Raw genomic sequence first — 21,482 nt, 5'->3', positions numbered from 1 at the left:
AACAGCCGGGGTTACCGAATCATCAGTGCACTGACGAGGTAATCACGGGCGCTGCCGCCCGGGAAATGCCCGTACAACCACTGGGCTTGCGGGAATATCTGTGAAACCCCTCACCAAGCGTGATTGTGGTGCCGTTCCCGGCCCGTTCAGAGGTGAGCCGGGGCTTCGATACGGACCGGAACAGGGTACTTAGGACGGAGGTTGTCGCCCGAGGAAACTCCCCGCAGCCGGCGTCCGACCCACGGCCCGAGATACTCCCTGGCCCACTGCGCGTCACGCCGCAGCTGCTCGACGCGGGTCCGGGACGGCAGCGCGTTGAGCTCCGGAAGGTCGATGGCATCGGTGCGGCGCAGGACTTCCAGGACCTTCTTGGCGGTGAGCATGTGCCCGGCCGGCGACATGTGCAGCCGGTCGAGGTCCCAGTACCGCTCGTCCTGGAGTTCCTTCATCCGCCAGTAGTCCACCAGTTCGGCGCCGTGGCGGTCCGCCGCTTCCCGGACCAGTTCGTTGTACAGGGCCGTCCGGCCGCGGGTGGCCCCGAAGACCGGGGCCCGGCCGGAGTCGAACCCGGTGAAGACCAGCACCGCGGCACCCGAGGCGCGCAGGGCGGCGATGCCGGCGTCGTATGCGCCGACCAGGGCATCGATGTCCACTTTGGGGCGCAGGATGTCGTTGCCGCCGGCGTAAATGGTGACCAGGGTGGGGTCCAGCTCAACGGCCGCTGCCACCTGCTCGGCAAGGACCTGGTGCAGCTTCCTGCCCCGGATCGCAAGGTTCGCGTATCCCCAGGACCCGTCGGCGAGCGCCAGCTGCTCCGCCACCCGGTCCGCCCAGCCCCGGACACCGTTGGGCCGGGAATCGTCCCAGTCCCCCACGCCTTCGGTAAAGGAATCTCCCAGGGCCACATAACGAGAAGTAAAAGTCACACCCACAGGTTACAAGTTGAACCGGCACTTCCCGCATCGGCGGGCGCGCAGCCCGGGGCGGATTAGACTCTGAAGCAAGCCGCACTTCCGCCGCGGGCTTCCTCCTGCACCGTTCCGCCGTACCGCCCCGCAAGTCTTCGCTCCGCCTTCGCCGCCCCAAAGGATCCCATGCCCACCTCAGCCGCAGGAACGCGCCAGCGCGTCGCCGTCATCATGAACCCCATCAAGAAAACGGATGTGGACATCCGCGCCCTGGTCGACAGGGTGTGCCGCGCTGAAGGCTGGGAAGAACCGCTCTGGCTGGAAACCACCAAGGAAGACCCGGGCCGCGGCATGGCCCGCGAGGCCCTCGATGCCGGAGTGGACCTGGTTATCGCAGCCGGCGGCGACGGTACGGTCCGCTGCGTGGCCGCCGAGCTGACCGGCACCGACACTCCCCTCGGGCTGCTGCCGCTGGGTACCGGCAATCTGCTGGCCCGGAACCTGGACATCGCCGTCGACGACCCGGAAGCAGCCGTCACGGCGGCCCTGACCGGGGCTGACCGCAACATCGACGTCGTCCATGTGACCCTCGACCGTGCGCTAAAGGGCGACGTTTTCCTGGTCATGGCCGGGCTGGGCTACGACGCAGCCCTGATGGGCGACACCAACGACACCCTGAAGGACAATGTCGGCTGGCTGGCCTATGTGGACGCCGGTATCCGTAACCTTCCCGGGAAGCCGGTCAAGAGCACCATCCGGCTCGACGGCGGCAAGGAAATCTCCGGCCATCCGCGCAGCGTCATGGGGGGCAACTGCGGAAAAATCATGGGCGGTCTGGAGATTTTCCCGGGCGCGCGCATTGATGACGGACTGCTGGACATCATGACCATGGCTCCCCGGGGACGGTTCGGCTGGTTCGGCGTAGTTGCCGGCCTGCTGCGCCGCGGGAAAGGCAGCACCTCGGTCGACTACTACCAGTGCAAGGAAGCCGAGATCTTCACCGAGGTTCCGCAGGAGTTCGAGGTCGACGGCGACCATTTGGGCAAGGCTTCCCATGTCGCCTTCCGGGTGGATCCCAGCGCCCTTCGGGTCCGGATGCCGCACGGAAAGAAAGACCCGGCGATCCTCACGGATCCCCGGGTCTAGGACCAGGTTCCCCGGGCCTAAGCTAGATGCCCAGCCAAACGGCTGGATCATGGTATTCGCCGTTGATCAGCACTTCAAAGTGCAGGTGCGGGCCGGTGGAATTTCCGGTGCTGCCAATCGCGCCGATCACGGTGTTGAAGTCCACCCACTGACCCACCTCAACGTGAATGCCACTCAGGTGGTTGTAGGTGGTTTCGGTGCCGTTTCCGTGGTCCACCACGATCCGCAGACCCCCGTACTGGTGGTACTCGGCGTAGGTCACCGTGCCGGCGGCGGCAGCCTTTACCGGGGTGCCCGTGACAGCGCCAAAGTCGATGCCGTTATGGAATTCCGGTGCGCCGGCCAGGAGCGGGTTTTCCCGCCAGCCGAACGGCGACGTCACGCGGAGCTCGTCCAGCGGCACCGACGCCGGCGGCGCCTCCGGAGCCGGTTCCGCCGGCGCGTCCACCGCAGTGGTGGACCCCATTCCGTCCGCCGGGGCTTCCGGCACCGGGTCGGCGGGCGTGGCACCGGGGAGCTCGGACACCACTGCTGTCCGCTGCAGGTTCAGGGGTTCCCGGGCGGCGGATGCCGTTCCCACCACGGCCGTGCCCACCGCCAGGGCGGCTGCGGCACCCATGGCGCAGGTGCTGCGTCCGGGAGCGGCCAGCCACTGCAGGTTCAGGGGCAGCGACTTTGCCGCCTGCGAAAGTTGGGCCGGCCAGTATCTTTTGACCACCGAAGTAACGTGTTTTCCGGGTGGACGGCTGTCCGTCACCCAGTCAAAGACCAGTTTCCGCAATTCTTGTGGAGAACGCAGTTCTTTTGGAGAACGCAGTTCTTTTAGCGAACGCAGTTCCGTTAGTTTCCGCTGTTCCGTCAGATAACGCAGGGTCTCCGTGGAGATCTTCGTGATCCATCACCTCTGTGCAATGTTCGGCAAAGGGGCTGTGTATAGAAATATCTGCTCGGGGGCGGGGCAGTACTCCGGAAAGAAAAGGGCACGGAGCGTTACCCGCTCCCTTCGATTTTACCGGCGGGGTCCTGGGGTGAGCGAGTAAATGTGACTAAGCACCGCCGCCGGCGCGGCCGCCGTCACGCCGCGCGGGGTGCGGGGTGCGGGGCGGCCGAGCGGCTAAAGCTCGGCGCGGCCGCTGCGCCAGTAGCCCATGAAGGCCACCTGCTTGCGGTCGATTCCGGCTTCGGTGACCAGGTACCGGCGCAGGCCGCGGACGACGGCCGCTTCACCGGCAATCCAGGCGTAAAACGGCAGCGCACCGGAAGGGGTATCCGGATTGGGCGTCGCTTTGACGGCGGCCGGGGTCAGGCGCTGGGGTGTCTCCCAGAGCACCGCTTCGTCCACATTGACGTCATCGATCACGGGCCTCGGGGGTACCGGCGCTCCCTCCACCGATGCCCAGCCCGGGAGCGCCACGGCGTCCCGGACAGCCCTCTCCAGCAGTTCGCCGTGCGGGCGGGGGCCGCGGGGCAGCCAGGAAACCCGGACGGAGGAGCGGGTGTGCACCGGAAGCGCATCGGCGGCGTCGGGAACCTCCAGCAGCGCGTGCCCGGTCACACCGGCAGGCAGGGATTCCAGGATGGCCGTGATGGCGGGAACCGCTGTTTCGTCGCCGGCCAGCAGGACGTGCTGCGCCATTCCCGGCCGCCACTCGATTCCGCCGTAGCTCTCGGCGGTGACGCAGTGGGCGGCATTCGGCCCGATGATGCTGACCCGGTCCCCGGCTGAGCCGCTGCGGCCCAGCTGGAAGCCGGGCCGCCCCGGCCATGCTCGTCAAAGTGCAGGACAAAATCGACGTCGATCTCCGGTTCCGCCGCTGCGCAGCGGGCCGAGCGGACCGTGTAGGTCCGCATGGAGCCGCGCACGCCGGCGTCGAGCTGCAGCCAGTTGCGGTACCAGCCGGTGTCGCTGCAATCAAAAACGGGCATCGGCAGCTGACGGCCGTCGGCGTCCACGGACGGCACCACGACTTTGATCCGCAGGTCGTTGGTTGCTCCCTGTACGCCGAACCCGGACAGGCAGTCCCCGGCGAAGGTGATGCGCTGGAAGTTGCCGCTCAGCCGCTGCACCCGCTTCACCTCGACGTCGAAGCACATGACCGCCCCTGCACTGGAGGCACGGCGTGCCCTGCGGGGAGCCGCGGTGGCTCCGTTGGCGGTGCGGACCTGCGTCATGATGCTGCCTCCAGGCGGTTGTGTGGTGCGGGTCGGATGTCGTGCGGATTCGGCAGGTACCCCACGGGATCTGCGGGGCGCCCCGGTTCCGGAGGCTCCTTCCCGGCCTGCTCCCTGTCAGGAAGCGCCGCATGGTGGCGGCCCACGGGAACCACCATAGGCGTTCCGGCCACCGGATCGCTGATCACCCGGGATTCGAGACCAAAAACGTCACGGACGAGCTCCTCGGTGACGACGTCGGCCGGGGCGCCCTGGGCGGCAATGGTTCCGGCCTTCACCGCGATCAGGTGATCCGCGTAGCGCGCGGCCAGGTTCAGGTCGTGCAGGACGATGGCCACGGTGGTTCCGGACCGGCGGTTGAGGTCCGTAATGAGGTCCAGCACCTCAATCTGGTGCGTGACGTCCAGGAAGGTGGTGGGCTCATCCAGCAGCAGGATGTCAGTGTCCTGGGCCAGGGCCATCGCAATCCAGACCCGCTGGCGCTGGCCCCCGGAAAGTTCATCGACGTTCCGTTCCGCCAGGTCCAGCGTGCCGGTCGCTTCCAGTGCGGCGGCGACGGCGGCATCGTCCGCCGGCGTCCACTGGCGGAACCAGCCCTGGTGCGGATAGCGGCCGCGGCCCACGAGATCCGCCACGGTGATGCCCTCGGGAGCCGTGGGGGTCTGCGGCAGCAACCCCAGCGTCCGCGCCACCTCGCGCGCCGGCCGGGAATGAATATCCCTGCCGCCGAGCAGCACCGTACCCCCGGCGGGCCTGAGCAGCCGGGCAAGTCCGCGCAGCAGCGTGGACTTGCCGCAGGCGTTGGCGCCCACGATCATGGTGATGCGGCCGGCCGGCAGCGTCACTGACAGCCCGTCCACCACGGTTCGCTCCCCGTAGGCAAGCACCAGGTCCTGCGCGCCCAGGCTGGGCGGGGTTGCCCCGCGGACACGTTGTGGGGGTTTCCCATATCAGCCTCCTCGGCCTACGCGGTTGGATGTGACCAGCAGCCACAGCAGGACAGGGCGCCCAGGGCGCCGGTCACCACGCCCACGGGCAGTGATACACCGGGCACCAGGTTGGCGCCGGCGAAGTCGGCAGCCAGCACGATCACGGCCCCCACCAGAGCCGACGCCGCCAGGGACAGCCGCCCGCCCAGCAGGCGGCGTGCGATGGGCCCGGACAGGAACGCAATAAAGGCGACCGGGCCGGCAGCCGCGGTGGCGGCGGCGGCCAGGGCCACGCCGGTAATGAGCAGCCCCAGCCGTGATGCCTCCACGCGCATGCCCAGCCCGGCGGCGGTGTCGTCGCCCAGCTCCAGCCCGCGCAGCTGCCGTCCCAGTACGGCGGTGGCGGGGAGCAGGACCAGCAGCGCCAGGGCCAGCGCACCGGCGCGGTCCCAGCCGGCGGAATTCAGGGACCCGTTGAGCCACACCAGGGCCTGCGAGGCCGTACGGACATCGGTGCGGGTCATCAGGAACATGACCACGGCCTGCATCACCGCGGCGAATCCGATACCGACCAGGATGAGCCGGTAGCCCGCGGCTCCGCCCTGCCGGGACAACAGGAAGATGGCCAGGGCCACCACCAGCGCCCCCGCCAGCGCGGACAGCGACACCGCGGTTCCCGTCGCGCCGAACACCACGATCCCCACCACCGCGCTGGCGCTGGCACCGTAACTGATGCCAATCACGTCCGGGCTGGCCAGCGGGTTGCGCAGCATGGTTTGGAAGATGCTGCCGGCAATCCCCAGCGCCGCCCCGACCAGGACCGCTATGACGGCCCGCGGCAGTTTGCTTTCCATCACGATGTACGTGGCGCCCGGTATCTGTTCCCCGCCCAGGATGCGGAAGAAGTCCGGGATGGTCACCGTGTAGGTGCCCAGCAGGATGCTGACAGCGAAGAGGAGCACGACGGCGCCGGCGAGGGCTGCGGTGACGGTCCGGATGCGGCGGGTGGATTTGTGCCGGGCGGAGGTGACGGCCGCGGTGGCGGGCCGGTCCAGGAGTGCACTCACAGTTGGGCCGGCTTTCGGCGCCGGACCAGCCAAATGAACACCGGAGCGCCGAGGACGGCGGTCATGACGCCCACCGGAATTTCGCCGGGCGGCAGGGCCAGCCGCCCGGCGATGTCAGCCACGAGCAGCAGGATGGGTGCCAGGACCAGGGAGAAGGGAAGGATCCACCGGTAGTCGGGGCCGGTGAGGGAACGCACCATGTGCGGAATCACCAGGCCAATAAAGCCGATCGGGCCGGCGGCGGCAGTGGCTGCACCGCACAGCAGGACCACGCCGAGCGCCGTGGCGCCCCGGGTCAGCGCCACCCGCTGGCCCAGTCCCCGGGCCAGGTCGTCTCCCAGCGACAGGCCGTTCAGGGCCCGCCCCGCGCCCAGCGTGATGGCAGCACCGACAGCCAGGAACGGCAGCACGGCGGTGATGACGTCCCAGCCGCGGCCGGATACGCTGCCCGTCTGCCAGAAGCGGAAAACATCGAAAGTTTGCTGGCTGGACACCAGGATGGCGCTCATCAGCGAACTGAGCCCTGCCGAGAGTGCGGCACCGGCCAGCGCGAGCTTAACCGGGGTTGCCCTTCCTGCCCAGGCTGGCCACGCTGTAGACCACGACGGCGGCCAGTGCGGCTCCGGCGAGTGCGAACCAGACGTACCCGGTGAAGCTGCCGACACCGAAACCATAAATGCCGAGGACCACGAAAAAAGCGGCGCCGGCATTAACGCCCAGGATCCCGGGGTCAGCCAGCGGGTTTCGTGCCACGCCCTGCATGGCGGCACCGGCCAGACCCAGCGCGCCGCCGGCCAGCAGCGCCAGGACGGTACGGGGGATCCGTGAAGCCACCACGGCGTGGTCTCCGTTGCCCGGGTCGTATGCGGTCAGGGCTTCGAACACCGTCTCCAGGGGCAGCGCCCGCGCACCGAAGGCGACTGAGGCCAGGCAGGCCAGCACCAGCGCGCCAACCGAGACACCGAGCAGGGCCATGCGGGCGGCCGGGCGTACGCCGCGCTGCCGGACCGGACCCGCAGGAGCCGCCGGATCCCCCGAAGCTGCCGGCAATACAGCGCCGCCGGCGGGTGCCGGAGCGGAAGGGCTGGCGTTTGCACGCACGGCGGCACCTCCCTCACAACGGATAATCTTAAGTAAGGCTAACCTACGGTTCCGGTGCTTAAGAAACACTTCTGTGCCCTATTACCTCCGGCACGGGAAGATGCAGCGGCGGGCGCGAACTTATCCGGCGCCGTGCCCCGGAGCGACTTCCTCGCCGGCCCGGACCGGCCCCGGCGCCGTTCCCGTTCCGAACGGCCGGCCGCCGAGCTGTTCCCGGCCGTGCGCAGAGAGCCAGTTAGCGGTATCGGGGCCCTTGGGCACAATCCCCGTGGGATTAATGTCCTCGTGCACGATGTAGTAGTGCGCCTTGATCTGCTCGAAGTCGACAGTGTCACCGAAACCGGGCGTCTGGAACAGGTCCCGGGCATAGGCCCAGAGGTTGGGCATCTCGGTGAGCTTGTTCCGGTTGCACTCAAGTGGCCGTGGTAGACGGGATCGAAGCGGACCAGGGTCGTGAAGAGCCGCACGTCGGCCTCCGTGATGGTGTCCCCGACGAGGTAGCGCTGCCGGGACAGCCGGTCCTCCAGCCAGTCCATGGCGGTCCACAGCCGATCGTACGCGGCGTCGTACGCTTCCTGCGACCCGGCGAAACCGCAGCGGTAGACACCGTTGTTGACCTCGGTGAACACCCGCTTGTTGACCGCGGCCAGCTCCTCAAGGTGTTCGGCCGGCAGCAGGTCGGGAGCGCCGTCGCGGTGGAAGTCCTTCCACTGCGTGGAAAAGTCCTCGGTAATCTGCGGGAAGTTATTGGTCACGACGGCTCCGCTGGGAACGTCAACGATTGCCGGAACCGTAATTCCGCGCTTGTAGCCGGGGGTGCGCCGGAAGAACGCTTCCTGCAGCCGCTCAATGCCCAGGACGGGATCCCGGCCGCCGGGATCCAAGTCGAAGGTCCAGCTGCGGGCATCGTGGGTGGGGCCGGGAGTACCCAGGGAAATCGCGTCCTCCAGGCCCAGCAGGCGCCGGACGATGATGGCCCTGTTCGCCCAGGGGCAGGCCCGTGCAGCGATCAGGCGGTACCGTCCGGCCTCCACCGGATAGCCGTCCCGGCCGTCACGCGTGATGCGGGTTTCAATGTAGTTGGTGTCCCGGGTGTATTCGGCGCCTCCGGTCACGTACGCTCCGCGCGTGCTGAAGCCGGAGCCGTTGTCCTGGTCAGTTCCCGTACTGTCGGCCATGACGCTCCCTGCGGTGTGATTTCTCGTGGTGATGATTCCCTGTCCAGACTAACTGTTTGGTGCCCGCTCCCGGCTTTTCCGGGTGTTCCGCCGCTGCCACCGGTAGAGTCGGAAGGACACATGCCTGCTTAGCCAGGACCACCAACAGCCTGAGGACCCGCGGTGCGGAACCTTCGGCGGGGAAGGACCCAGCCAGATGCGAGTAGCTGTTATCGGAGCAACCGGGAATGTCGGTACAGCCCTGCTGCGCCGGCTCGCGCAGGCGCGCGGTGAACGCCCGGAGGGCCTGGAGATCGCAGGCATCGCCCGGCGGGTGCCGGAGACCACCGTCCCGCCGTACGACGGCGTCCAGTGGCACAGCATCGACATCGCCACCGGAGATGGCCGGGAAAAGCTCACCGAAGCACTGCGCGGCGCGGACGCCGTCGTACACCTCGCCTGGGCCATCCAGCCGAACCGGGATGAAGCCGAACTGCACCGGATTAATGTGCACGGCACCGAAAACGCCCTTGCCGCGGCGGCCGCGGCGGGAGTGCGCCAGTTTGTCTGCGCGTCCTCGGTGGGCGCGTACTCCCCCGCCCCGAAGGACCGGCTCACCGATGAGTCCTGGCCCGCGCGCGGCATCGCCAGTTCCCACTACAGCCGCCACAAGGGTGAACAGGAAGCCCTGCTGGATAAGTTCGAGCGGGAGTATCCCGAGATTCCCGTCGCCCGGCTGCGCCCCGGACTGATTTTCTCCTCGGACGCCGGAACCGAGATCGGCAATTACTTCCTGGGGCCGCTGGTGCCGAAGTTCATCCTGAATAAGCTCAGGCTGCCGTTGATTCCGCTGCCGAAGGAATTCTCGTTCCAGGTTGTCCACGGCGATGACATTGCCGATGCGTACTGGCGGGTGGTGGACCAGCGCGCGGAGGGCGCCTTCAACATTGCCGCAGATCCGGTGATCACCCCGGAGCTGCTGGCCGGCGTCCTCGGTGCCCGGCGGCTGCTGAACGTGCCGGTGAAACTGGTGCGCGCCGTCGTCGGCCTCACCTGGGCCGCGCACCTGCAGCGCACCGATCCCGGCTGGATTGACATGGCGGCGGGGGCTCCGCTCATGGACACGTCCCGGGCCAGGGAGCTGCTGGGCTGGCGCCCGCAGAAAACATCCGTCGAATCACTGCGGTATGTCCTGGATGGAATGTCCGGCGGAGAGGGCGTTACCGGGTCGCCGCTGCTGGCTCCCCGGCGCTGAGCCGCGGCGGCCCCGCTGCCGTCTCCGCCGCCCGGACCGCAGCCGCAACGTCTTCCTCCAGCAGCGCTGCGTTCAGCGCCACCGCCAGGCGGTAGGCATCTCCGGCGGCGGCCACCACCTGGCTCGAGGGGTCGGTAACGTTGCCGACCGCCCAGATGCGGTCGGCCCCCGTCCGTCCCGCCTCATCCGTCTCAAGGCAGCCGTCGGCGTCCCGCGTACAGCCGGGCACCCCCGAGAGCACGGGGTCCACGGCGGCGCCGGGTTCACAAAACACGGCCCGGCACGGCACGGTCCGCCCGTCGTCGAGGACCACCGCCGCCAGCGCATCGTCCTGCACCTGCAGCCCGGCCGCCGTGCCCTCCACCACCGTTATGCCCATGGCCGCGAGCGCCGCAGTGTCCGCGCCGCTGAGCTCCAGCCCCTCCCCGCAAATGAGTGTGACCTCGGCCGAGAAGCTGCGCACCAGGAAGGCCTGCTGCACGGAATCAGGTCCCGCGCCCAGGACAGCCAGGGGGCTGTCCGCGACTTCCCAGCCGTGGCAGTAGGGGCACTGCAGCAGGTCCCGGCCCCAGCGTTCGGCCGCTCCGTCAATGTCCGGGAGCACATCGCGGAGGCCGGAGGCCACCACCGCGTGCCGCCCGCGCAGGATCCGGCCGTCCTCCAGTTCCACGGTGCGGTCCGCCGCCAGGCCGGTGACCTCCGCGTCGATGAGGTCCACGTCGTACCGTTCCAGCTCCGCCCGGCACAGTCTCAGGAGCTCCCGGGGCGCAATCCCGTCCCGCGACGGAAAGCCGTGGACATGGCCTGCCGGAGCGTTGCGGGGCCGGCCGGCGTCCACGACGGCGACTCGCCGGCGGGCCCGGCCAAGCACCTCCGCCGCTGTGAGGCCGGCGATCCCGCCGCCGATGATGACGACGTCGTACTGGGGGAAACGGAGACCGGGCGCAGAGACCATGAATCATTTTTACACCAGATTTCGGAAATCATCAGCACCCTTATAATTGGCCTAAACTTTGGTCTCGGCCAAGTGCCGAAGAGGTCCTCGACGTGCGCCGGGTAGGTCCTGGCGATGACCGGCGGGCTGGCGTCCCTGGCCGAAACCGTGGTTCTGCTGCTGTTCGTGTTCCTCAGCACCACCTTGCGGTGCATCCGCGCAGGCAAGTAACCCTCGTCCAGCTGAGGGATGGATTACTCGTGGAGGTGGTCGTCGTAGTCCTTGCCGGCGTGCTGCTGGCGCAGCTTCCGGCCCTGCTCGACGTCCTCCTCCATCTGCTCCTGGCGCTTCTCCGTCTGCCGGGTGTCCCGCGGCGGCAGCTGCACGGTCTCTTCGGCCTGGATTCCGGCCTGGAGTTCGCGGCCCCGCTCAATCTCGGCGTCAAACTCGGCCCCAAACAGCAGCGACAGGTTGGCCAGCCAGAGCCACAGCAGCAGGACGATCACACCACCGATGGCGCCATAGGTGGCGTTGTAGTTGCCGAAGTTCGCCACGTAGAAGCTGAAGCCCAGGGTCACGATGGCCAGGACGACCAGCGCAATCAGGGCGCCCATGCTCATCCAGCGGAACTTTGGCTGCTTCACGTTCGGGGTGGCGTAGTACAGGACGGCGATGACCAGCACCGCAAACAGCACCATGACCGGCCACTTTGCGAGGTTCCAGACAAGCAGCGCCTCCGGGCCCAGACCAATTACGTTGCCCAGTGTCTCGGCAATGGGTCCGCTGACCACCAGCATCATGAGCAGCGCCGCGACCAGCAGGATCAGCACGAGCGTTACCAGGAGCTGGGTGGGCAGCAGTTTCCAGGCCGGGCGGCCTTCATCAACTTCGTAGATGCGGTTCATGGACCGCCCGAAGGCCTTCACGTAACCGGAAGCGGACCAAAGCGCACCGGCAACACCGACAATCAGTGCGAAGCCTGCGGCGCCGGAAGTCGTCAGCTGCGTAATCGGACCTTCCAGGACATCCACGGCGCTGCCCGGGGCGAACTCCTCGAGGAACTCGAGCATGGTTCCGGTGGTGCTCTCAGCCTGCCCCACCAGGCCAAGTATCGACACCAGGGCCAGCAGGGCCGGGAACATTGCCAGCACCGTGTAGTAGGTCAGCGCGGCGGCGAGGTCGGTGCACTGGTCCTTGCTGAACTCCCGGACCGTCTTGCGCAGGATGTACTTCCAGCTGGGTTTGGTGACCTCGGCCGGACTGTCCGGCTTGCTCGCGTGTTCGGGATCCGGCGCCGCTTGGGCCCGTCCTCCCGTGTCCTGCTGCGCCATGACGGCCTCCTGGGATGTGGTGAACTGCAGACCTTCATCCTATTGGTAAGGAGACTTACCACCAAAGGACTTCGCGCCGCGTCCGCGGCCTCTTCCGGCCGCCTGAGTCAGAACTTCTTGTAGTAGTCCGTGAGCAGTGTTTCCTCTTCTGGACTGAGGGCGCCGTCGGGATCCACGACAGGTGAGTCATCGACCGCCTCCCGGCTGAAGTTGACGTAAATGTCGTCGTCGTCGCGGCGCGCCCCGGCCAGCGGAACAAAATGCTGCCGTGTTTCAAACAGGCCCAGGGCAACGGTAACCCACTCGGGCTCCCCGGTGGCCCGGTCCAGGTGCACCTGCCCCACCAGCCCCAGCCGTTCCCCGTCCTTGGCCCAAACAGTGGCGCCCTGAATTTCGTGAACCACAAACTCGTCTGCCATGGCTGTTCCCCTTCTCCGATTCACTGCCGGCCGGCCCGGCTGAAAGTTCCGGGCCCTGGTGCCAGCCAGCCAGAAGGATCAGCGTCTGTCAACCGATCGAAGCGGGACACCGCTCCCGGCTAGTCATCCGCGGAGTTCCCTTCGCGCTCATCGAAAACCTGCTTACCCGGCCCGGCAAAGGAATGCCGGCGGTCCACGGCTTCAATTGAGCCGGTGAAAAACTGCGAAGTGCTGGTGTCTTCGGCCGCTCCGCCGGCGGAGGAGCGGGGCGCGCGGCGCAGCTCCGGGCCCTTGGCCCGGACTTCCTCCCAGCGCTGGCGCGGCAGCGCCACGGGATGCTGCTCCTGCAGGTACGTCACCATCGCTTCACGCACCAGGCAGCGCAGGTCGAAAAGCGCCCCGCTGTCCGCCGCACTGACCAGGATGCGCACGCGCACCAAGCTGTTGACCGCATCCGTAATCTGAAGCACCCCGGTGCGGCCGTCCCACAGCTCGGTTCCCGCGAGGGTCTCCTTCAGGTGGGTCCGCAGGTCACCCACCGGGGCCCGCCAGTCCAGATCCAGTTCGACTGTGCCCAGAATGGCCGACTGCTTGCGCGTCCAATTTTCGAACGGGGTCGTCGTGAAGTAGGTCGAGGGCAGGATCAGCCGGCGGTCATCCCACAGGTGCACCACCACATAGGTCATGGTGATTTCCTCGATGGTTCCCCACTGGGTTTCCACGACAACGACGTCGTCAACCCGGATGGCGTCGGTGAAGGCCAGCTGCATCCCGGCAAAGACGTTGGTCAGGGTGCTCTGCACCGCAAGGCCGGCGACGATGGAGATCAGGCCGGCGGAAGCGAGGATACCGGCACCGAGCGCACGGACTTCGGGAATGGTCAGCAGGACGCAGGCGACAGCGACGGTGACAATGACCGCCACGCTCACCCGCCGTCCCAGCATCACCTGGGTTTTCAGCCGGCGCATCCGGCGGTTGTCCCTGGTGTCCGTCGAGTACTTGCTGAGCAGCATCACTTCCATGATGAGCACGACGACGACGGCCAGCCAGGCCAGCGCGGCAATCAGGCCCAGCGTCAGGACGTAACTGACGGGAGGAAACCAGCCGGCGCCCGCAGCGGTGGCGGCGAGGCCGATCCGGATTCCGATGAGGGACAGCACCAGGCGCAGCGGATTGCGGCCCAGAGCGATGGCTTCGCGGATGCGGGGAACACGCCGGAAGATCCGGGCCATCGATTCCCGAACGATCCGGGCCAGCAGCAGGGCTGCCCCCACGGCGAGCAGCACGGCGAAGACGGGCTTGAGGCTGGAGGCAACACTGAGCAGATCTTGCATGCATCCGATCGTGTCAGCTGACCCGGGGGTCCTGTCCAATCGACGGGACCCCGGGACGGCTGCAGGTTGGGGACAAACCTAGCTGCCGCTGTCCACCGCTGCCGCTGCCTCGGCGATCATGGGCACCACGTTGTCGAGGGCATACGGAATGCTGAGCACGCTGATGGCGGAGACGGCAAAGACCCGCTCGGCGTTGGAGTCCGCAACCAGCCCGCCGTTCTTTACGGCCGGAATTTGGCCCAGCAGCGGGTCCGTAGTGAGTGCCGCCGCGGCGGCGTCGTCGAGCACCCAGGTGACGAAGATATCCGACTCCAGCTGGTTGGCATTTTCATCGGCCCACGGGTAGAAGAACTCGCCCCCGGGTGCATTTTCCTCCACGACAGGCGCCTGGACCATGCCGAGCTCGGTGAGGAATTTGGGCCGGTTGTCCAGGCCCGTGTAGATGGAGGTGTTCGCCGGAGCGAGATTTCCGTAGATGAACGTCTTGCCTTCAAGCTCGGGGTACTCAGCGGCGGTATCCCGAATCGACTGCTCGGTCTCGGCAATCAGCTCGTCCGCCTTGCCGGACAGGCCCAGGGCATCACCGGTCATTGCGATGGTTTCCTGCCACGGCGTGCCCCATTGAGCTTCCGGATAGGCCACCACGGGCGCAATCCTGGAAAGCTTGTCGTAGTCCTCCTGTGACAGGCCGGAGAAGGCAGCCAGAATGACATCGGGATTGGTTGCCGCGACGTCGTCGAAGGCGATGCCGTCCGCCTCGGAATACTGGGCCGGGGCGTCAGCGGAGCCGATCGGAGCACCGAGCTCGTCCAGCGCCCCGTCGATCCAGGGCGTGGTACCCCGTTCATTGCCACCGTATTCGATGGTGGGCATGCCCACCGGAACGACGCCGAGGGCCAGCGCGGCGTCCGCATTCGACCACGCCACGGCGGCCACCCGTTCGGGCGCCGAGTCGATCGTAGTTTCGCCATAGGCATGCTCGATGGTGACGGGAAAAGCATCAGCGGCGGCGGCGGAATTGCCGCCGGCCTCGCTTCCGCCTCCGGTTGATCCCGTCGAGCAGGCGGACAGGGACAGTACGGCAACGGCGGCAACAGCCGCGGCGCGGCGGATCCGGAACAGGGCCATGGGGGGGCTCCTTGAAACTGAGGGGAAGGAAAGTTTGCACTCTGACCTGCGTCCGAAATGCCGGACAAAAGTAAGGCTATCCTAGCCTTCCCCCAATTACGCAACATCCGTCTTGCCTATTAGCCGCCCCGCCGGCGAAGACTATTCAGGAGCTTCCCCGGGGTGCAGGTACACGTCACCGCCGCGCACCTCCACCCGATGTGTCGTGGCGTTTATCAGGGCCGGAAGGCAGAGCGCTTCACCGGTCCGCAGGCAGAACCTGGCCGAGTGAACGGGGCATTCAACCTCGGTGTCTTCGATCCACCCCTCGGAGAGGGATGCATCCTCGTGCGTGCAGGTGTCATTGAGGGCATAGAAGCTGCCGTTGTCACTGCGGAAAACGGCAACGTCATCCGCAGTCCCCGCGACCTCGGCGTCGACCTTGACCGCAGTTCCTTCGCCGATGTCCTCCACGGCCGCAATCCGAATGCCTTCACTCATCTTTTATCCTCTTCCGGCCCGGGGCCGTGACGTTTTCACTGGTTCCTTATCACGTTACCCCTGCCGGCGGCAGGCCTGCGCTCCGGGCTACAGCGACGCCGATGCACCGGCCCGGTGCACTTCCAGCTCCTGGATCAGGCTGATCAGCTCCCGGCGGAGCTCTGGCCGTATATCGGCCGTAAACCCGGCGCGTTCAATCTCATCGGCCTGCAGCAGCATCCGGCGCCCATGGTCGGAGATGTCCACGACTCGACGTGCCGTTCCATCAGGACCGGGCGGCAGCTCGCCCACCAGTCCCTGGCGTGCCATCACCACCAGCGAGGTGCCCAGCGTCTGCGCTGTGACCCGCAGCCGGCGGGCCAGCTCCGCCCGCTTCATCGGCCCGTCCGCCACCAGCACCCGCAGCACCGTGACGCGCTCCTGCGTCAGCCCTACTTCCCGCAGCCGGTTGTCCACTTCCCGGCGCACCAGCCGGGCGGCCGTCGAAAGCAACCGTACGGCTTCCCAATCCCTCTCGTTATGCATCAGCCTGCTTCCCTGCATCCATATCCCCGTCAGAGGCCTCCGGCAAACATCGGAAATAATCAGTGTGCTTACCATTCCAACGCCTTAAGGGGGTCACTTGTCAAGAATCAGCGTCACGGAACAGGCCGGGACGGACCCGTTTCACTCCGCCGCCCGGACACCCTTACTCCACGCACCGGCGGAGCGTAGGCTGGTGCGGCACAGCCACCGGAGGCTGCCTGGCGCAGCCCGGACCGAGGGGAACTGCCATGAGCACAAAAGACTTGCAGGGTGCACCTAACACCGGCAACGACGGTGTCCGGGAGGTTAAGGAGCGTGTGGTCACCGCCCAGGATGCCCGCGCACTTGCCGAGGATTCCCGCATCGCCGAGGACCTGCGCCCCAGCTTCGCCAAGGGCATCTACATGGGCAGCTACAACCTCGATCTCATCCGCCCGCATCCGGTGGACCCGGAGGCGGTAATCCGGGAACGCGACTTTCTGGACCGGCTCGCCGCCTACTGCGCCACCCTGGATGGCCGGCTGATCGAACGGACCGGGGTGATTCCGGACGGCTACCTTCGGGACCTGACCGAGCTGGGCGTTTTTGGCATGAAGATTCCGCGGCAGTACGCCGGCCTCGGCCTGTCCCTGCTCGCCTACGGCCGTGCCCTCATGCTCCTGGGGTCGGTGCACCCCAGCCTCGGCGCCCTGGTTTCCGCACACCTGTCCATTGGCGTGCCGGAGCCGGTCAAGGTCTTTGGCACCGACGCGCAGAAGGAGGAATACCTGCCCCGCTGCGCCACCGGTGCCATTTCCGCCTTCCTGCTGACGGAGCCCGACGTCGGGTCCGACCCCGCGCGGATGCGCGCCACCGCTGTGCTTTCCGAAGACGGCAGCGAGTACGTCCTGGACGGCGTCAAGCTGTGGACCACCAACGGCGTGATCGCGGAACTCGTGGTGGTGATGGCTGCCGTGCCGCCGCACGGGTCTGAAGGGCGGCATCAGCGCCTTCGTGGTCGAAATGGACTCCCCGGGCATCACCGTGGAGAACCGGAACAATTTCATGGGCCTGCGCGGCATCGAGAACGGAGTCACCCGGCTCCGCGGCGTCCGGGTCCCCGCAGCGAACCGGCTGGGCCGGGAGGGGCAGGGCCTGAAGATCGCCCTGACCACGCTGAACACAGGCCGGTTGTCCATCCCCGCCCTGTGCGCGGCATCCGCGAAATGGTCCGTGAAGATCGCCCGCGGCTGGACCGGGACCCGTGAGCAGTGGGGGCGGCCCATTGGGCAGCACGAGGCAGTGGCCAAAAAGGTAGCGTTCATCGCCGGCACCGCTTTTGCGCTGGAAAGCGTCTTTGAACTGTCGGCAAGCATGGCCGACGCCGGAACCAAGGACATTCGGATCGAAGCGGCCCTGGCGAAGCTGTGGGCCTCCGAGATGGCTTACCGGGTTGGTGACGAGCTGGTGCAAATCCGCGGCGGCCGCGGCTTCGAAACAGCGGACTCGCTGGCTGCGCGGGGCGAGCGGGCCGTGCCGGCCGAGCAGCAGCTGCGCGACCTGCGGATCAACCGGGTCTTTGAAGGCAGTACGGAAATTATGCATCTGCTGATCGCCCGTGAGGCCGTCGACGCCCATTTGAAGGCCGCCGGCGACCTCGCCGTCGCCGATGCTCCCCTGGGCAGGAAAGCCCGGGCAGCCGCGAAAGCGAGCGGGTTCTACGGACGCTGGCTTCCCACCCTCGCCGCCGGACGAGGTTCGGTCCCCACCGCATATGCCGAGTTCGGCCCGCTCGCCGGGTATCTGCGCTATGCGGACCGCGCCTCCCGCCGGCTTGCCCGCTCCACCTTCTACGGCATGGCCCGGTGGCAGGCCGGACTGGAGCACCACCAGGTCTTCCTGGGCCGGATCGTGGACATCGGTGCGGAGCTGTTCGCCATGTCAGCAGTGTGCATGCGCGCCGAAACCCTGCGCCTGAGCAGCCCCGCCGAGGGCGCCCAGGCCTATGAACTGGCGGAGGCGTTCTGTGCCCAGTCCCGGGTGCGGACCGACACGCTCTTTAAGGACCTGTGGCGGAACTCCGACGCCGGGGACCGGCGCCTTGCCAAGGGCGTCCTCGGCGGCCGGTACACCTGGCTGGAGGAGGGCGTGCTGGACCAATCCGAAGGAACCGGGCCCTGGATATCAGAATGGGCCAACGGTCCCGATGCCGGCGAGAACCTGCACCGGCGGTACCGCTGAACTGCTGCGCCGACGCCACGGTGTGATGCTTGACACGCCCGGGGCGCTGCTCCAGACTGGCGGTAGCGGCCGCCATACCGAGCGGTTGGTTAGTCAGTATCCACAGAGGAGCTCCAGTGCAGGAAAACAGCGTCAGCGCTCATCGGCTGGAGGGCAAGACCGCCGTCGTCACCGGAGCCAGCCGCGGCATCGGCCTTGCCGTTGCCCGGCGCCTCGCTGCCGAGGGCGCCCGGGTCTGCATTACGGCCCGCCGGCAGGATCCGCTGCACGAAGCCGCGGCGTCCTTCCCGCAGGGGTCGGTGCTGGCGGTGGCCGGCAAATCGGACGACGCCGCGCACCGCGCCGAGGTCCTCGACACGGTGGCCGGCGTCTTCGGCCACTTGGACATTCTCGTCAACAACGCAGGCATCAACCCGGTGTATGGGCCGCTGATGGACCTGGACCCGGAAGCGGCCCGCAAGATTATCGACGTCAACCTCTACGGCACGCTTGGCTGGGTGCAGGACGCCTATCACCACGCAAAGCTCGATTTTGCCGGCCGCGGCGGATCGGTGATCAACCTGTCCTCCGTCAGCGCGCAGACGCCGTCTCCGGGCATCAGCTTCTACGGCATCAGCAAGGCCGCCATCGAGCAGCTCACCCGGTCGCTGGCCGTGGAGCTGGGACCTGCCATCCGGGTTAACGCCCTCGCACCGGCCGTCGTGAAGACACAGTTTGCCCGCGCACTGTATGAAGGGCGGGAAGAACAGGTGGCCGCCGCGTACCCCCTCGGCCGGCTCGGCACCCCCGGGGATGTGGCCGCCGCTGCGGCGTTCCTGGCCTCCGACGACGCAGCCTGGATCACCGGCCAGATCCTAAACCTCGACGGCGGCCTGCTGGCCGCCGGCGGCAACGCCTGAACAGCAAAGGAACACCTTCATGGACACCCTGCCACCCGATGCCGAGGACCTGCGGATCCGCACCCGGGACTTCATCCGGTCCGTGGTCATGCCGGCCGAACCCGCTCCCGGCGAACGGCTGGACGAGACCACCCTCGGGCGGCTGCGCGCCGCGGCGCGGACCGCCGGCGTCTTCGCACCGCATGCGCCGAAGGACTACGGCGGACAGGACCTGCCGCTCCGGTTCTGGTCCCCGGTCTTCCAGGAGGCCGGGTACTCGCTCATCGGCCCGACGGTCCTGAACTGCCAGGCACCCGATGAAGGCAACATGCACATGCTTGGACTGATCGGCACGGAAGAGCAGAAGGAGCGGTATCTGCGTCCGCTGGTGGCCGGCGGGGTACGCTCCTGCTTCGGAATGACCGAGCCCCACCCGGGCGCCGGGTCGGATCCGGCCGCACTGCAGTCCGCTGCGGCGAAAGTGGATGGCGGCTGGGTCATCAACGGCCACAAGCGCTTCACCAGCGGCGCCAACAACGCCTCCTTCTGCATCGTCATGGTCCGCACCCCCGCCCTCGATGCTTCCGCACGAGGATGCCGCCCCAGCCGGGGCCACCATGCTGCTGGTGGACATGGATGCCCCCGGCGTACGCATTGGCGACCAAATTAACACCATGGACCGCGCCATTGGCGGTGGGCACCCGCACCTGTACTTCGAGGACGTCTTCGTGCCTGACACCGCCGTCCTGGGTGCGCCGGGCCAGGGCTTCCGGTATGCCCAGGTGCGCCTGGGGCCGGCCCGGCTGACCCACTGCATGCGCTGGCTTGGGCTGGCCCGGCGGGCCATGGACATTGCCCTGGACCGGACCAACACCCGGCATATGTTCGGCTCCGCGATGCACGAACTGGGCATCGCCCAGGACATGCTGGCGCTAAACGTGATGGATCTGGAAACCTCCGATGCCATCATCACCAAGACAGCCCTGCTGCTGGACACCGATGCCAAGGCAGGTTCCGCACTGTCCTCGGTAGCCAAGGCGCATACCTCAGAGGCGGTGTACCGGGTGATCGACCGATCCCTGCAGCTGTGCGGCGGCGACGGCGTCTCGGACCGCCTGCCGCTGGCGTCCTACCTCAACGAGGTGCGGGCCTTCCGCATCTACGACGGCTCCAACGAAACGCACAAATGGGCGATTGCCCGCCGGGCCTCGGCTGCCCGGAGGCGCGCAGTGGAAGAAGGTGCCCCGTTCCAGGCCGGCGTCGACGGCACTCCTCCTACAGCTCAGCCGAGGCGTAGGGCATGGCACCGGGCACAGCGGCACTGCTCTCCGTACCCGACGGCACCGAAGTAGTGGCCACCCGCGCCGACGCCGACACACTGGCCTCGCCGCCCCTGCTCATCCTCGATACGGTTACTGCCTTCCTCGACGACCATAATCTCGGTACAGGTCCGCTGTCCTGGGCGCAGATCGGTGACGGACAGTCGAACATCACGTACCGCATCCAGCGCGGCAGCGACACCTTCGTGCTCCGGCGCGGGCCCCGTCCTCCGCTGCCGCCGTCGACGCACGACATGGTGCGCGAAGCGCGGATCCAGCAAATCCTGCAGGGCAGCGGTGTTCCCGTTCCGGACATCCTGGCGGTGTGCCCGGACGAGTCCGTCCTCGGCGTGCCGTTCTATGTCATGACGTATCTGGACGGCCTCGTCATCACCAACACGATCCCGGCGGCGCTGAACTCCGCGGAGCAGCGGGTGGCGACCAGCAACGCCGTCGTCGACACTTTGGTGCAGCTGCACCAAGTGGACGTAACGGCCGGCGACCTCGCTTCCTTCGGCCGCCCGGAAGGCTACCTTCGCCGGCAGGTGGAGCGGTTCTCCGCGCTCTGGGACATCAACACCACGCGGTCCCTTCCCGACGTCGCACTCCTGGGCGGATGGCTGGCCGACAACCTTCCGGACAGCCGGCAGGCTGCCGTCCTCCATGGCGACTACCGCCCGGGGAACCTGATGTTCCACCGCGGCGCACCCGCGCGGGTGTCCGCCGTCCTGGACTGGGAAATGGCAGCCGTCGGCGATCCGCTCGCCGACCTTGGCTACCTGACGGCGACCTACGCCGAGCCGGGCAGCCCGCCGAGTCCGCTGGAACTGACTGCCGTCACCCGCAGCCCGGGGTATTTGCGGCGAAGCGAAGTCATCGCGCGCTACCAGTCACAGACCGGCTTGTCGCTCGACGCGCTGCCCTGGTACCAGGCCCTGGCCCTGTGGAAGGCGTCGATTTTTTGCGAAGCCATTTACACCCGGTGGCTCAAGGGCGAGCGTCCCCGCGACACGCAGTTTGCCCCCTCCATGGAGGCCGGCGTGCCACAGCTGCTGCAGCAGGCGCGCGTCTTCGCCGGCCTGTCCCCTGCCGCTGCCGATGAGGAGCCACCGCGGATTAGGGAACGATGACCGCCCGCCCGAGGATCTCATTGTTCTTCAGCTTTTCGTAGGCCCTGGG

At 67.5% G+C, this 21,482-nt stretch carries 18 protein-coding genes and 4 pseudogenes; 7 read left to right on the top strand and 15 right to left on the bottom strand.

Annotated features, from left to right (window positions below; genetic code table 11):
* Positions 1 to 146 precede the first annotated feature (146 nt).
* Positions 147 to 926, bottom strand: a complete 780-nt coding sequence (locus tag OL239_RS03005; protein ID WP_268910685.1) for an SGNH/GDSL hydrolase family protein — start codon at positions 924 to 926, stop codon at positions 147 to 149.
* Between the two features lie 168 nt (positions 927 to 1,094).
* Between OL239_RS03005 and OL239_RS03000 the strand changes: the two genes are divergently transcribed.
* Positions 1,095 to 2,054, top strand: coding sequence for a diacylglycerol/lipid kinase family protein (locus OL239_RS03000; protein ID WP_268910684.1), 960 nt, complete (start codon positions 1,095 to 1,097; stop codon positions 2,052 to 2,054).
* Between the two features lie 22 nt (positions 2,055 to 2,076).
* Here OL239_RS03000 and OL239_RS02995 read toward each other — a convergent pair whose 3' ends face one another.
* The 7 genes and pseudogenes from OL239_RS02995 to OL239_RS02970 all read right to left on the bottom strand — a co-directional run bounded on the left by OL239_RS02995 (position 2,077) and on the right by OL239_RS02970 (position 8,501).
* Positions 2,077 to 2,772, bottom strand: a complete 696-nt coding sequence (locus tag OL239_RS02995) for a M23 family metallopeptidase (RefSeq protein ID WP_268910683.1) — start codon at positions 2,770 to 2,772, stop codon at positions 2,077 to 2,079.
* A gap of 396 nt (positions 2,773 to 3,168) precedes the next feature.
* Positions 3,169 to 3,690: a siderophore-interacting protein gene (locus OL239_RS19970; protein ID WP_442864204.1), complete on the bottom strand. Its 522-nt coding sequence runs from the start codon at positions 3,688 to 3,690 to the stop codon at positions 3,169 to 3,171.
* A complete protein-coding gene (locus tag OL239_RS19965) occupies positions 3,606 to 4,226 on the bottom strand; it encodes a siderophore-interacting protein (RefSeq protein ID WP_442864203.1) in 621 nt (206 codons plus the stop codon). The genes OL239_RS19970 and OL239_RS19965 overlap by 85 nt, the downstream gene beginning before the upstream one ends.
* Positions 4,223 to 5,113: an ABC transporter ATP-binding protein gene (locus OL239_RS02985; RefSeq protein ID WP_442864202.1), complete on the bottom strand. Its 891-nt coding sequence runs from the start codon at positions 5,111 to 5,113 to the stop codon at positions 4,223 to 4,225. Before OL239_RS02985 ends, OL239_RS19965 begins: the two co-directional genes overlap by 4 nt.
* 63 nt (positions 5,114 to 5,176) lie before the next feature.
* Positions 5,177 to 6,153: pseudogene (locus OL239_RS02980) on the bottom strand (FecCD family ABC transporter permease).
* 65 nt (positions 6,154 to 6,218) lie between these two features.
* Positions 6,219 to 7,197 (bottom strand): annotated as a pseudogene (locus tag OL239_RS02975) (FecCD family ABC transporter permease).
* Between the two features lie 246 nt (positions 7,198 to 7,443).
* Positions 7,444 to 8,501 (bottom strand): annotated as a pseudogene (locus tag OL239_RS02970) (glutathione S-transferase family protein).
* A 196-nt stretch (positions 8,502 to 8,697) separates the two neighbouring features.
* On the opposite strand from OL239_RS02970, the gene OL239_RS02965 reads away from it, so the two are divergent.
* Complete coding sequence (locus OL239_RS02965; RefSeq protein WP_268910682.1) at positions 8,698 to 9,735, top strand: NAD-dependent epimerase/dehydratase family protein; 1,038 nt, start codon at positions 8,698 to 8,700, stop codon at positions 9,733 to 9,735.
* Here OL239_RS02965 and OL239_RS02960 read toward each other — a convergent pair.
* From OL239_RS02960 to OL239_RS02930, 7 genes are all read right to left on the bottom strand, one after another.
* Entirely contained in the window at positions 9,701 to 10,690 is a 990-nt protein-coding gene (locus tag OL239_RS02960; RefSeq protein ID WP_268910681.1) for an NAD(P)/FAD-dependent oxidoreductase, read from the bottom strand. The genes OL239_RS02965 and OL239_RS02960 overlap by 35 nt on opposite strands.
* A 233-nt stretch (positions 10,691 to 10,923) precedes the next feature.
* Positions 10,924 to 12,000, bottom strand: a complete 1,077-nt coding sequence (locus OL239_RS02955) for a YihY/virulence factor BrkB family protein (RefSeq protein ID WP_268910680.1) — start codon at positions 11,998 to 12,000, stop codon at positions 10,924 to 10,926.
* A 107-nt stretch (positions 12,001 to 12,107) separates the two neighbouring features.
* Positions 12,108 to 12,419 (bottom strand): PRC-barrel domain-containing protein, encoded by a 312-nt coding sequence (locus OL239_RS02950; protein WP_268910679.1) that lies wholly within the window; start codon positions 12,417 to 12,419, stop codon positions 12,108 to 12,110.
* 119 nt (positions 12,420 to 12,538) lie between these two features.
* The gene (locus OL239_RS02945; protein ID WP_268910678.1) at positions 12,539 to 13,753 is read right to left on the bottom strand and encodes a mechanosensitive ion channel family protein; all 1,215 of its coding nucleotides are present in this window, start codon (positions 13,751 to 13,753) and stop codon (positions 12,539 to 12,541) included.
* A 78-nt stretch (positions 13,754 to 13,831) separates the two neighbouring features.
* A complete protein-coding gene (locus tag OL239_RS02940; protein ID WP_268910677.1) occupies positions 13,832 to 14,881 on the bottom strand; it encodes an ABC transporter substrate-binding protein in 1,050 nt (349 codons plus the stop codon).
* A 141-nt stretch (positions 14,882 to 15,022) separates the two neighbouring features.
* Entirely contained in the window at positions 15,023 to 15,361 is a 339-nt protein-coding gene (locus OL239_RS02935) for a bifunctional 3-phenylpropionate/cinnamic acid dioxygenase ferredoxin subunit (RefSeq protein ID WP_268910676.1), read from the bottom strand.
* A gap of 87 nt (positions 15,362 to 15,448) precedes the next feature.
* Positions 15,449 to 15,886, bottom strand: coding sequence for a MarR family winged helix-turn-helix transcriptional regulator (locus OL239_RS02930; RefSeq protein ID WP_268910675.1), 438 nt, complete (start codon positions 15,884 to 15,886; stop codon positions 15,449 to 15,451).
* Positions 15,887 to 16,203: 317 nt separating this feature from the next.
* Here OL239_RS02930 and OL239_RS02925 point away from each other — a divergent pair.
* The 5 genes and pseudogenes from OL239_RS02925 (at position 16,204) to OL239_RS02905 (ending at position 21,433) form a co-directional block, all read left to right on the top strand.
* Positions 16,204 to 18,106 (top strand): annotated as a pseudogene (locus tag OL239_RS02925) (acyl-CoA dehydrogenase family protein).
* 116 nt (positions 18,107 to 18,222) lie between these two features.
* Positions 18,223 to 19,005, top strand: a complete 783-nt coding sequence (locus OL239_RS02920) for an SDR family oxidoreductase (protein WP_268910674.1) — start codon at positions 18,223 to 18,225, stop codon at positions 19,003 to 19,005.
* A 19-nt stretch (positions 19,006 to 19,024) separates the two neighbouring features.
* A complete protein-coding gene (locus OL239_RS02915) occupies positions 19,025 to 19,654 on the top strand; it encodes an acyl-CoA dehydrogenase family protein (RefSeq protein WP_268910673.1) in 630 nt (209 codons plus the stop codon).
* Entirely contained in the window at positions 19,602 to 20,336 is a 735-nt protein-coding gene (locus tag OL239_RS02910; protein WP_268910672.1) for an acyl-CoA dehydrogenase family protein, read from the top strand. Before OL239_RS02915 ends, OL239_RS02910 begins: the two co-directional genes overlap by 53 nt.
* Positions 20,285 to 21,433, top strand: coding sequence for a phosphotransferase family protein (locus OL239_RS02905; RefSeq protein WP_268910671.1), 1,149 nt, complete (start codon positions 20,285 to 20,287; stop codon positions 21,431 to 21,433). Before OL239_RS02910 ends, OL239_RS02905 begins: the two co-directional genes overlap by 52 nt.
* Positions 21,434 to 21,482 lie beyond the last annotated feature (49 nt).

The sequence above is a fragment of the Arthrobacter sp. ATA002 genome, from assembly GCF_026898095.1.
Taxonomy (GTDB): domain Bacteria; phylum Actinomycetota; class Actinomycetes; order Actinomycetales; family Micrococcaceae; genus Arthrobacter_B.
Note: the sequence above shows the minus strand (reverse complement) of the source record. Positions and strands in the feature narration are given on the sequence as shown.